The organism is Enterobacter cloacae complex sp. GF14B, assembly GCF_004136805.1.
GTDB classification, from domain to species: Bacteria; Pseudomonadota; Gammaproteobacteria; order Enterobacterales; family Enterobacteriaceae; genus Enterobacter; species Enterobacter hormaechei_C.
Map to the genome: position 1 here is coordinate 13,239 of NZ_QFRV01000021.1, position 12,741 is coordinate 25,979.

Genomic DNA, 12,741 nt, shown 5'->3' on the forward strand with positions numbered 1-12,741 from the left:
AGGCCCCTTTTTTAATTACTTGGCTTTCAATGTTTTTTCTGGGAAGCCTTTTTTACCGTATTCACCGGTAAAGAGGTAATAATCTTTTCCGTTGATGGAGGCTGCAACACCCCCTGGAGTTGTTGTATTTGGGCTATCAGAACGGAAAATGATACCCGAAAAATCAGCGCTTGTTTCGTTTCCTTTAAATGGGATGAACACATAACGAATTACAGCGTAATCACCAGCGGGAAGGTTTAGCTCAGGAATTTCGGTTCCTGTTGCGGGGCGAATCGCCTGAAAGCTGTACATTGAATCTGTAGGGAAAACATCAGCATCAGGCTTAGAGGGCAGATCACAGGTACTCCATTTATTGACGACTGCCATATCAATTTTACATGTGGCCAGAGCTGCTTTCTGTTTTTCAGGGTTGTATCCAAATGAGGCCTGAGTTGCTTTTGTATGCTCAAAAACATACTTAGCTCCCTCACGTACCAAACTTTCATCATTGTAAGGCAATTTTTTTGGATTGGGGACGAACACTAGGTATTGATTGACCTGGATGTATTCGGCGTCAGAAGAACTGTACAAAGAGCTGAGGCTCATGATCCCAAAACCTTTTAGACCGCCTGTTACGTAGCCCATCGAACTATTGATGAGATACTTAGAAAGAAAGTTGTCGGCATCCCCTCCAGGAGTAACCTCTTGCTCCTTAAAATTAACGTCGAAACCAGCAAACGAATAGGCATTCTTGGCGACAGAATCATTTGCATTAGCATGCCAGTACTGGCCGTGACTGTACGCATTCAGAGCGGTGCCTGGCGTAGTGCCGGTGTCACCGGCACAACCCGATAGGGAAAAACCAATGACGACAGAAGAGACCAGAGATACTAAACGTAAAAGTTTCATTTAAAGCCCTTTTTGTAATGTCTTTTGGAGATGGAACCATTATTCCATAGTCACGCGTTTCACAAACAACCTGATTGCATAAAAAAGGAAAAAAAGTGATTTCCAGTAGAACCAGCAGTACACAAGAAAAGCGCTTTTATAAAAATGTATAATTATTAAAACGAAGTAATGAGGTTGAAATGGGTAAGCCAACAGAAGAGCAAAGACCTGTTATCGAGAATGCTAGCGCAAACAATATGGTGATAGCAGCGCCTGGATCAGGCAAATCGTTCACCATGATAGAAGCGGTTATATCGATTCTCAAAAAGTATCCATATGCAAGAATCGGGATGGTGACCTTTACTCGCGCTGCAACAAACGCACTTGCAGCAAAGTTACAAAAGCGATTGAGCAAGAAGGATCTTGACCGGGTGCTGGTGGATACTTTTCACGGACTCGTTAAGAAGCAACTGGACATGATTCGCTGGCCGGGAAAGATGTTGATAGGGCCAGCACAGAGATCTGTCATTCACCGGGCTTTGAAAGAATCCGGTGTAACGATGAAGTTTGCTGAAGCTGAATTCGTTATTGATGCTATCGGCAGAGAAATGGATACGGATGTGATTTCAGTTCGGCATAACAGACAACAGATCCATTTGTTTAATACCTATCAGGCGTTATGCCAGAAAGACCATGTGGCGGACCTCAATGCTCTTTCAAAATTTGTTGTCGGTCAAATGCATTCGGGAAAAATGCGCACGTTAGATTTGACACATTTGATAGTAGACGAAGTTCAGGATACTGACTCTATACAATTCTCATGGATAGCATTGCATACAAGAGCTGGAGTCTATACGAGTATAGTTGGAGACGATGATCAGGCCATCTACTCCTTCAGATCCTCAGGAGGAGTCAAAATATTTCAACAGTTTGAAAAACACTTCAGACCTAACATATTTTACTTAAACACATGCTTTAGGTGTGAACCTGAAATTTTAGAGGTGGCCGGAGCACTGATAGGAAAGAATGTTTACCGTTATGCCAAAGAGTTACGCTCGGCAAAAAAGGGAGGGGGAAAGGTCACTTTTCGTTCATATGTAGATATGGAGGAACAGATACAGGGTATTTTAAGCCTTATAAATCAGGATCCACATGGATGGGCAATTCTAAGCCGCAATAATGCTCACTTGGATGAGCTAGAAAGTTTGATCGAACAGCCAGTAATTCGTTACGGAGGTAAATCATTCTGGGATGAAAAAGAAACAAGCGATGTGTTAAGCCTTATGGCCTTTTTCCGACAATCAAATGATCCTCGCTTAATGAAGAGAGTATTGGCATTGTTTGGAGAACAGGAATCAGTTTTGGATGAAGTGGCATTGAGTATGAGAGGAAGAAAAGTTACTTTTGGCGACCTTGCCATCCCGGAGGACAGTTCTCTCGAAACAAAAACATTACATTCAAACTTCGTGCGCTTTACCCAGGAAAGTTCTGATAAAGTTGAGATAGCAAAACGTTTCGCCAACCTTACGAAATGGATGGAATCGTCGTCAATCAAGATGAGGAGTAATAAAGGTACAGCAACCTTAACAAAAATTGCTTTAGACACTTGTAAACAGTGGGCAGAAAAGACTGGTTGGATGAATATGATAAATCGTGCTGCTGCAATGTCATTAGGCCCTAGGAAGAAGGACGAGGAATACAGCCCAGAGAAAGTAGTCCTATCAACCTTGCATGGTTCAAAGGGTCTTGAGTGGAATAAAGTAATAATAATGAGTTGTAATGCGGATCAGATACCAAGTAAAAGATCAGTTGGGGAGGAGGCAATAGAAGAAGAAAGACGTTTGCTTTATGTTGGATTTACGCGTGCAGAAAAGCAACTTTTTGTAATGTGGTATGGTGATCCTTCTTTCTTTTTAAGAGAATGCAGTGAAGAAAAGATAAAAGAAGCAGCTAATATTCGAATTTCTCCACTTTATACAGAATAATTCGATATGGGCATTTACTTATGCTTAAAGCTATAGTATAAAAACAATGAGCTTAAATATCAGCTCCCAAATTTGAGTAACTTTGCTTAAAGTTACTTTCGCGTTAAGCGTTGATTTAGCCGTGAAAAGCGGCCAGCTTAAACAAGCTGTAAGACACCACCGGCAAAATGTCACCTTTGTCGCTGGTGCACTTCCCATGCCTGCAAAAGGCAATCTGAATTTACCAAACCGTAACTAATTTAGCTCCTCCTGGGGCTATTTTTGTTGCGTACTTCTAATGCCAGATAGTATAAATCAGGCGGTTCATAGCTTACGGGAGATGAATGACAGGCTTTGCCTTCGTGTTGAAACAAAAATTTGTTTCTTCCTTCTTACTATATATAGGTGACCCCAAATGTCTAAAAATAAAGCTCGCAGTAAAGCCCTTCATCAAACCTTTAGTGAAATTATTCCAGAGATGGATAAGGCGCTAAACAAATAGCTCTTAGAAGTTCTGATGAAATATACAGAACGTGATAATGAACTGATTGTTATTTTGAATGAGGACGGCCCAAATATCATTGAACTTAAGTCTCTTAAGCCTGTGTCTTTGTTGGCCGAAAAGCTTTCTGCTTATTCAAGCTATTATCATGTGGATGTTGTGGAGCTCGTGGTCAAGAAAATTGATTTCGAAGGAGCTTATAAGCTTCTTAAAGCTTCCCCAGATGTACCACTTTTTAAAAGCTTAACTGAACTGGATAAATATCTTGTTGAGGAGTTTGAAAAATACGGATTAAATTCATTTCTTGACGTGGATAATCTGGATTACTCACTTGAAAAAGCCAGTGAACTCAAAAATGAGCAGTTAATAAATTGGGTTTCGGACATCATTTGCAAACGTGAAAAATTAACTTTACGTAAGCGTTTTGATGTCGCAGTAAAGGCCCACTACGAAAATGTAGAAAAAATGTATGATACCATTCGTCCGTTAATGAAAAAACTGGGTTTCCCAGAAGATCTCATGACGCACACCTTTAGTGAGTTAAGCGTTTTTGAAACTAAAGGATGGGACCATGCAATAAAATCGAAAATTGAGACTCTCGCTAAGCGTGAAACTCAATATTTAGATGATGCGGCTAAAGCAGAGAATCGACGTCTTGTAACAGAGAAGTTGGAGAACTCTTTAGCGATTGCACCAACTAAACCAACAAGAAATTGGTTACATATTGCCGGAATTGCCTGTTTGGTAGTCTGCACGTTCATGTATGTAACTAATAAATTTATTTAATCCTGTTAAGGGGGAACCCTAACGGGGCTTCTCTTTGAACAAATCGAGGAGCGGAAAATGTCATATCTTGAATATATCAATGAAGTAAAAGTGTCCGGGATAGTTATCAGTGCTGTGGAGAAAAAAATGACTGACCAGAGTATAGGTTTGTTAATAAAGCTCAAAAATAGGATGAAGACAGAAGTTGATGGTGAAATCACTGAGAGAGAATTTTCAGTTCAAATCAAGGTGTCGCCTGAAATGTATTCAACCTGTTTCACTGGTATAAATCAGGGTGATGAGTTGATGGTCTCCGGTTATATTGTTGTCGATACTATTATGATTGAAGGGAGAGAACATCCTCTTGACTACATGAGAGTGGTAGCAACAAGTAAGTTGGCTCACATACCTAAACCTCTAAAAGGTTTTGGACAAAGTAGCTTTAATCAGATCTGACATTAAACCCACCCTAAAGGGGAGAAATCCCTTCATGGGATTTCTCCTTTTGGAGTCCCCATGAAACAAAAATTTAGGGCTACTGCAATAAGTAGTAATCAACTTAGTTTTTTTTCTATATTCGATATAGATGAAGATGAAATAACGCAAATAGTTGATTCACCCAAAGAGCATTTAAATGATGCATACACGTCCGGATTAAACTTTAAATCAGATGAAAGTAACATTTCTGAGATAAATTATGATTCTGAAAGGCGTGAAAATCACCTTTATGAAAAATCCAAATTACTTAAAAATCAGATTTTGCATACAATTAATTTTGCAGCAGAAACAGATTATCTATATTCGGTTGAAGAATATAACCCAGATTTGGGTGGTCTGGTAATAGAATGGACCCCTGAGGATGTGTATGTTGTTTTTCTATCCGCTATGGAAGAGTCTTTGGAAATCATTAAAGAACTAGTGTTGAGGAGAAAGTTATTCTTCAAAGATGACAATGGTAATATCACAGTGAATCCACTTTTAGAAGCTGAAACACGGTGGTATATGTCAAAATCATTTGAATACACTTGTTTATCTCATGGACTTGATGCATGTGAATTTAGAGCGGAATTAAAATCATGGCTCTATTATCATTCGCATCGTTCGATTAGTGAAAACACGAAATTAGCTGAATGCAGGAATGATGATGAAATCATTTTGCATGATTGCAATGACGATATGGGCTGGGACATCTTCTTTGATCAGGATTATTTAATGTCAGAAAAAAAACTGGCTGTTAAATGGACTGACAGGGAAATTATGGATGTTTACATAAAAGCTTTTAAATCCACATTAGAGTTGTTTGACGAGCTTGTTTCATGTGATCTGTTAACTAAACGAAACGCTTTTGGCAAGTTAGAAATAAATCCAATATTCGAAAATCATTTTGAATGGATCATGTCTGAAGCTTTTGAAATAGTGGGAAATCATCTTGGTTATAATGTGCCTCAAATCAGGAAACTGATGGCAACTATTTGCCAAATGAATCTCAAATAAAATGCCACTGGCAAACATCTGCCAGAGGGCGGTGTTTGCATTTTACCGGAGTTAAAAATGTCTAATGCCGCTATGAAGTTAAATGAAACATCTTCTGATGCTTATGAAAAATTAGAAGCTCTTCTTTCCCCGGATGTTATAAAGTTAAAACATTATGTGGATAAAGGTGAGTATCTTTTAGTTCTAGCAAAGGACCTTTTTGGTATTCCAGAAATGGATCCAAAGATGGCTGTGCCTGTTTTCAAAACTAAAACCTCGTATCGAGCTCCGCTGAACAAAGACTACATACCAAATCCCCGAATACTTGAACAAGTGGTTAAACTGCTTATCAGTCCGGATATAGATTTAAGTGTGTGTCTTAAAGGTGAGTCCGGTTCTGGCAAGACTGAAATGGTAATGTACATTAGCCACATGATGAATTGGCCGCTGACAATTAAGCAGATCAACAGCAATATTCGAGTTGATGAGCTTGAAGGTGAGCGCAGTCTTAATGGTGGTAATACAGGTTTTGTACACAGCGATTTGGTAACGGGATTTCGTAATGGTCACCTCATTCTTCTGGATGAAGTGGACAAAATCGATCCTGATACGGCAGCAAAACTTCACATGCCCATTGAACGTAAGCCCTGGTCACTCAGTGCTAATGGTGGTGAGGTTATAACTGCTAATGGCTACACGCGATTTATTGGTACTGCAAACACAAACATGAGTGGAGGCGCTCGCCGGTTCGTTTCTTCTCAACGTCAAGATGCAGCTTTTATAAAGCGGTTCTTGATAGTTGAAATGGAGAAGCCCGACAAAGTTGCTTTAACCAATGTGCTTACTAAACGATATAGCTCTTTGCCTTTTCAGGTCATTGAGAAGTTCGTAAGAGTAGCGATTGCAGTAAATGACTCTGGTACAGAAGACAGTGTGATGGATATTCGTCAATTAGTAGCTTGGGTTGGCACGTCGATGACGTTAAAAACCTTTAGTCTTCTTGACACTTTCAAAATAGCTTTTGCTTCTGCTTTACCTTTACATGTGGTCGATCTTGTTCTTCAAGCTATAGATCTTTCTCTTGGCGAAGACAAGGATAAATCGCTGGAGTATTTCACAGCAAAAAAGTCGAGTTAGATGGGATTTGTTATGAAACCTCTGATATTTGTATCTCAGAGTTATCCCATCTTGAATTTAGTGCGTTTTTAAGTACGGATGGTGCTGCTACCATTGCTATAGCAAAAAACGGAACTAATTTTACTGGACTTATGCAACTGAATAACGACTATTCTTTATTGTTTTATCATGATGGTAAAATAAATATGGAAGGTCTAATTAAAGAAATGGAATTAAAAGGTTATATGTATCAGGGAGCAATGGGCAATGATGATGTTGCCGCTGAGTTTCCCGGTATTCTTTTAATTGCACCAGAGAAGCTTTAATATCAACCCTATCGGGAAATCTTTCCCGTTGGGGAGGGTTTCCCCTTTTTTTTGGAGAAACCCATGACTTTAAATACTTCAATGCTTAACAAAGTATCTGCAAAACAAATCTCTGAGAATTTTGCAAAATCATATCCAGATTTACTGGAAGGTGCAGTTATAACAAAAATTGAAATAAGTGGCTGTCAAGGATCGCGTCGAACCGATAAAATCGATTTGTCTTATGATGGAGATGATATTACGGATCAAAAAAGCGTATCTAAAAGCGAAGTACGTTGGATTGACATAAAAGCCCTTAGCTTCAAAAGTACGATTACCAGCAGAATATCAACCCTTTGCTCACGCTTGTGCATCCGCTATAGCAATATGTGGATTTTACCAGTTTCCAGTATGGAAGAGTTTCTGGAAGGGGCCCAAGAGATTGAACGAGAGTTTCAGGCAGGTATTCAAAACGTTGTAGACAATTATGAGATGCATATTGAGGCTGAAAAAAATAGAAGCCCAAGAATGTCTTCTTTGATTGATCAGTTGAAATTAACTAAAGATGATTTCATAAAATCCTTTAGATTTAATATTGCTCACTTTATTCCTTTTACGCCTATTAGCGTTGAAGGTGATGAAACCCAGGACTACTATCAGGAACAATTGATAACAGATCTGGCAGAAGAAGCAATGAGGGTTTATGAAAAAATTAGTAAAAATAATAATTTGCGCTCAAGTACTATTGACCGACTGAAGCAAATGCAAAATAAGATCATTAGCTTCATGTTTATACATAAAGAGGCGGCAGTACTTGCAGAAGCTATAAAACACATAATGAATAATTTACCTAAAGGTGCCATTTCTGAACCTCGCGACGTTGCGGTGTTACAGCAGTGGTTTTATTTCATGAGTGATGCTTCAATGTTAAAGCGTATTATTTCAGGAGAGCAAAAGGTTACTGACTGGTTGGAATCTATTACCAGATCATTTAATCAAAGCTCACAAACAGAACCGAACGCGCTACAGAACACAGGTATTGAAGCTATTTTAGATTCAACAAATGTGTTTCAGGTTGAACCTGTCGTAGAGAACGATATAAAAAACAGCACGTTTTCAAACACTGATTCTGTAGCTGAACCTGAGAAATCAGTTTCGCAACAGGAAGACAATGCTGAAAATGGTTTTGATATCGAGCTCAAAGGCTGGTAACTGTTTGCTTTATTAAAAACCCCAGATGGGTACTTCACCATCTGGGTGAGTACCCCTTTTTTATAAAGAGGTATTCTATGAAATTAGATCTTAAATCATCGCCGCGCCATATTAAGCGTTTACAGAATATAGCAAAAGTCATTAGCGGCTTAGGCGATGTAAGAGTTGTAATAGACGACAATACCAAAGGACCGTATTTTGATCCTGTCAATAAAGTTTGTGTTTTACCAAACGGCGATTATAGCGATGATGACTTTGTCAGTCTGATTGAAGGTTTTACCTGTCATGAAGCTGGTCATGGTCGCTATACCGTCAGTGAGGTTTACAGTGACGCCTTTAATAGTGTTCTCATGTCATCTGAAGGGTTTACACGCTTCGATGACGGAATGAATGCAGAGTTTGAGAGCCTCGCTGAGAAACGTAAAGCTTATAGCAGGGCAAAACGTCTTACCGGGCTTATAAATCTGTTCGATGATGTACAGATGGAAGAGAAGGTTGGTAACGATTATCCGGATGCAAAGCGGCGGCTTGCAGCCACTTACGCACTGATGGTTAAAGCCGGAAGGATGACTCCTGATATATCTTCTCGTCCGGAAAATCCTGTCCTATTTATTGAGTGGTATCTGCTTAACTCATTGCGAGTAAAAGTCCTTCAGCAGGTAGGTCACAAAGAAACCCTCGATCCGTTTTTTGACTATGCCCAAAAGATACTTTCTCCAGTAATTTCTGATGTTGAGGAAATTTTTCATGATGCTCTTGGTTGTGAAAATACTCAGGGCTGTGAATCCCTTGCTCGTAAGACCCTGGCTCTTTTAGAGAGACTGCGGGATGAGGCAAAGGAACAACAGCAGCAGACAGAGCAGGAGGAGCAGGAGGCATATGATGAATCCGAGACCGATACCGATACCGAATCAGAAGATAAATCGCTTACGTCGACTGATAGTCGTGAGGATGATTCTGAGGACGATAGTGAAGGTCAGGCAGATACTTCCGATAACGCTGATCTTGCTCAAGAGGGATGTTCTGAGCCTTCAGAACTTGCTGAAGATAACGAGGGAAATAATGAACCCACCGGTGGCAATCCCACGGGTGATAACATTATTGAAGACGATACTGATGCGATTAACCCTTCCGAGAGTGAATCAGATGAAGCCAGTTCGACTAACGTTGAAGATGAAAGTAACTTTTCATCGGCTCAATGGGAGATACTGGCAGATTTGTTGGATGCCTTTCTTAGCAGTGATGAGGATAGCGAAGATTATCACGATGCTTTGGCTAAAGAGATTGAAGGTATTGCATCAAAAGTATCCGATGACGTGAAAGCCGAATTCGGTGCTTCTGAATGGGATATCCCTGATCTCCTTATCGATTTGAATGTTTACAATGAGGCTTTGTCTCTGAGTCATTCAATCGGTAGCGACTTGTCTGTTTTACAGCAGGTTAAAATGCGTGGCCGAAACAAAACTCATGAGCGTGGAATTACCTTCGATGGAAATCGATTAATTCTGTCACAAATGGGAGTTCGTGATGTCTTCAGAGCTCAAAGCGAATCTAAAAATAGAGGGCATGTTGGCCTCGTATTAGTTCGTGATATTTCAGCGTCAATGGCTAATGATGAAAGATATATTCATGCCATTAAGTCAGATCTTGCTTTATCGATGGCCGCTGAAAGTTTGTCAAAAATGCATGTCTCCAATATAGTTTTTCCCTTCAAGGAAAGTGAATTTGAGATTATCAAAACGTTTGATCAAAGCGTTGAGGAATCTCTATCGAAATTCACTCTTGGATGTAAGGGTTATTATACCCCTACGGGATCTGCTTTAATGGCAGCTGTTGATCTGTTACTTGACAGCCAATTCGATAGGAAAATAATTTTTCTTATAACTGATGGTTATCCGAATAAATCGGAATTTACTATCGTCGAAGTTATGGAAAAGGCTAAATGTAATGGAATAGAAATCGTTGGTGTTGGTATTAAGACTGATGAAATAATTGGTTTTGAAACGGACACTTTCGTAACAGTTGATGATACTTCTTTATTGTCTATTGAAGTCAGTAAGCTAGTTCATCAAATACTTTCTTAATAAACTCTACCCAATCGGGGCAAAAAGGCCCCGGTGGGTCTTTTTGCTCCATGAAGGAATAAGGAGCAAAATATGACTCAGATAAAAACTTACCGTGTAGAACATGAAAAAGTCGGTGCGATGCATAAAGTCCGTATTTTCGGACGTGTTGGTGAAGTTATAAGCAATGATAGCCCTCAGGAAAGAATCTTCCGCGAAGTCACTATAGCGGAGGGTAATAGCCAGCAGGCTGCGTTACTTGTAGATAACTACATACAGCGTCTTGAGAATAATGGCTTCACGACTGAAGCATAAATGTTGAGGGCCCCCGGGCCCTCTTTCTTAAATTCTGCGTTGTGGGTTTCTCCCTGTCTTCTGCACCGCAGAAGGCATTGAGAAACTCACAATGCCAGATAAGAGAGATCATCATGACTTATGCATCCCCGGCTCTTCGTCGTAAACCACAGGAAGTATCTGAACACTTTATTAAACTCGTTCATGCTCGAATTGCTGAAGTGTCTGGCTGGAAGTATATATTCGAAAGAATACCTGCTTTCAAAGACGCTTGTGCAAAAGCCCCGAGCCAGGTTCCTTGCCCGTTTACTGGCGCAGGGAAATCGAAGTTTCGTTTCCGGCAAAAAGACCTTTATACCGGATGTGCGATCCATAATGACTTTCCGGTAAATGAGTTTTGCGACGGAATTGATGTTCTGGCGAAATATTATGAATTAAGTAAAACGCAGACTTGCAAAAAGATTCTCTCAGATTTTTTCGGGATGGATCTGCATGCTCCGTTAACTGACGCCGACATTGAAAATGAACGACGCTATAAATCAGCAGTTCGTGCCACAGAAACTCTTGACCGAGAGGAAGTGGCAAAGCGAATGCGAAAACTTGATGTGATGTATCACTATACCGGTGAAATAAAGCCTAATACTCCTGTTGCTTTGTACCTCCGTAATCGTGGGATCTCCCGCTTACTGAGTCACTTACCAAAGGATTTAGGCTTTAATAACCGGATCTACTATTGGGATAAAGATAAGCAGAAATCGATTATCTATCCGGGAATGATTGCAATCTATCGTGACACCCGAGGTCGGCCTCTGACTATCCATAGAACATACGTAGACAAAAACGGTGATAAGGCACCTGTAGAAAATCCAAAGCTGATGATGAAGCCTCCTGCCGATATGACAGGTGGCTCAATTCAGTTGTTTGACCCTCACTATGATTCAGGTAGTTCGACCTGGACACTGGGAGTGGCTGAAGGGATCGAGAATGCGCTTTCTGTTGTAGAAGCGACTTCAACACCATGCTGGGCAGCCAGCTCCGCATGGTGCCTTGAAAACGTTACTGTTCCTGATTTTTTACTGCCTCCGCCGGATGTAAAATATATAAACTTTTATATCTGGGCGGATAAGGATATTGCTAACTCACAAGGCACTCGTGCCGGTATCGAAGCTGCTCAGCGACTTCAAAGCCGCATGGTTGAGTTTTTGGCTAAACGATATCCCGCATCAAAGCTGACAATTGAAGTCTTCGAACCAGCACAAGATATTCCTGATGGGAAAAAGGGTATCGACTGGAACGATGTTCTCCAGTTAACAGGGCAGGATGGATTCCCGATTCACTGGGCTCCTGAATGTCTTAATCAGCTGTAACAACGATAACTCCCCCGCATTTTGCGGGGGGGGTTATCTTATCAATATTATTTTTTAAATTGTATTGATAAGATAACCGCTTTCCTTCGTGATAATTACCTGCCTTTAAGGTCTTTTCACGGCTGAGATGCTTGCTCAGTTAAATAAATGTGCGGTACTACTGGCTATGGTCGGTTGTATGACATGGTTATTCCATAAACTATTAAAACCCATAACGGGAGTATTACCGTTATGGTGATGCTCGTCGTTTTACATCGGAGAGCATTTTAATGAATTTTCAAACTAACGAAGTTTTTAATAAATTTGCTGCTGTTATAAAATCGCGCATCGTCAATGAACCATCGTCATGCTATTTGCTGCATGATAATGAGATAGATATAACGATTTTGAAACATGGCATATTAGAAAATGACAGAAACCTGTTGTACGTAGTTCGTCCTTCAGGAACGTGTTTGTTGCGTTGTGACAAATATTTCTATCCGAAATATTATCTTCGTTGCCGTGGAGATTATAAGTCATTCATATATGTCCATCTTGATCTACATAGTGGTGAAGCTAAAGAAATCACATGGGAGCAAGCAGACGATATGCTGTCTAGTCCAGGAAAACCCCCATTAAAAGGAAATCTTGGACGATTTGAGTATATAAAAGTTGTGGTTGAGGACCTTCGTATTCGAGGTTACGCTGATTATCTTCCTGCGTATAATCTTGATGACCTTCGCCGTTTTGCCTTACAGGACGACCGCCCATCCCTTGTCAGATACATTGACAATGTAATGGCAACGGTCTGATTGGTTGCTAATTGATTTACAT

Annotated in this window: 12 protein-coding genes; 11 read left to right on the forward strand and 1 reads right to left on the reverse strand. The window is 40.2% G+C overall.

What is annotated here, in order from left to right:
• Positions 1-15 precede the first annotated feature (15 nt).
• Positions 16-888, reverse strand: a complete 873-nt coding sequence (locus DD606_RS09515) for a hypothetical protein (protein ID WP_000771834.1) — start codon at positions 886-888, stop codon at positions 16-18.
• A 179-nt stretch (positions 889-1,067) separates the two neighbouring features.
• Here DD606_RS09515 and trhI point away from each other — a divergent pair, with 179 nt between their 5' ends.
• From trhI to DD606_RS09565, 11 genes are all read left to right on the forward strand, one after another.
• Entirely contained in the window at positions 1,068-2,852 is a 1,785-nt protein-coding gene (gene trhI, locus DD606_RS09520; protein WP_000517885.1) for an IncHI-type conjugal transfer helicase TrhI, read from the forward strand.
• Positions 2,853-3,348: 496 nt separating this feature from the next.
• Positions 3,349-4,119, forward strand: coding sequence for a hypothetical protein (locus DD606_RS09525; protein WP_180266969.1), 771 nt, complete (start codon positions 3,349-3,351; stop codon positions 4,117-4,119).
• Positions 4,120-4,176: 57 nt separating this feature from the next.
• Complete coding sequence (locus DD606_RS09530) at positions 4,177-4,554, forward strand: hypothetical protein (RefSeq protein ID WP_000120822.1); 378 nt, start codon at positions 4,177-4,179, stop codon at positions 4,552-4,554.
• 60 nt (positions 4,555-4,614) lie between these two features.
• The gene (locus tag DD606_RS09535; RefSeq protein WP_000810361.1) at positions 4,615-5,592 is read left to right on the forward strand and encodes a hypothetical protein; all 978 of its coding nucleotides are present in this window, start codon (positions 4,615-4,617) and stop codon (positions 5,590-5,592) included.
• 57 nt (positions 5,593-5,649) lie between these two features.
• On the forward strand, positions 5,650-6,708 hold the full coding sequence (locus tag DD606_RS09540; protein ID WP_000063335.1) for an AAA family ATPase: 1,059 nt from the start codon (positions 5,650-5,652) through the stop codon (positions 6,706-6,708).
• A gap of 131 nt (positions 6,709-6,839) precedes the next feature.
• Complete coding sequence (locus DD606_RS25930; RefSeq protein ID WP_001176645.1) at positions 6,840-7,013, forward strand: hypothetical protein; 174 nt, start codon at positions 6,840-6,842, stop codon at positions 7,011-7,013.
• Positions 7,014-7,076: 63 nt separating this feature from the next.
• Complete coding sequence (locus tag DD606_RS09545) at positions 7,077-8,204, forward strand: DUF3150 domain-containing protein (protein WP_000174396.1); 1,128 nt, start codon at positions 7,077-7,079, stop codon at positions 8,202-8,204.
• 77 nt (positions 8,205-8,281) lie between these two features.
• Positions 8,282-10,288 carry a VWA domain-containing protein gene (locus tag DD606_RS09550; RefSeq protein WP_000762700.1) on the forward strand — a complete coding sequence of 669 codons (2,007 nt, stop codon included), beginning with the start codon at positions 8,282-8,284 and terminating at the stop codon, positions 10,286-10,288.
• Positions 10,289-10,360: 72 nt separating this feature from the next.
• The gene (locus DD606_RS09555; RefSeq protein WP_000192120.1) at positions 10,361-10,582 is read left to right on the forward strand and encodes a hypothetical protein; all 222 of its coding nucleotides are present in this window, start codon (positions 10,361-10,363) and stop codon (positions 10,580-10,582) included.
• A 113-nt stretch (positions 10,583-10,695) separates the two neighbouring features.
• Entirely contained in the window at positions 10,696-11,928 is a 1,233-nt protein-coding gene (locus DD606_RS09560) for a toprim domain-containing protein (RefSeq protein ID WP_000220379.1), read from the forward strand.
• A gap of 269 nt (positions 11,929-12,197) precedes the next feature.
• On the forward strand, positions 12,198-12,719 hold the full coding sequence (locus DD606_RS09565) for a hypothetical protein (RefSeq protein ID WP_001011130.1): 522 nt from the start codon (positions 12,198-12,200) through the stop codon (positions 12,717-12,719).
• Positions 12,720-12,741 lie beyond the last annotated feature (22 nt).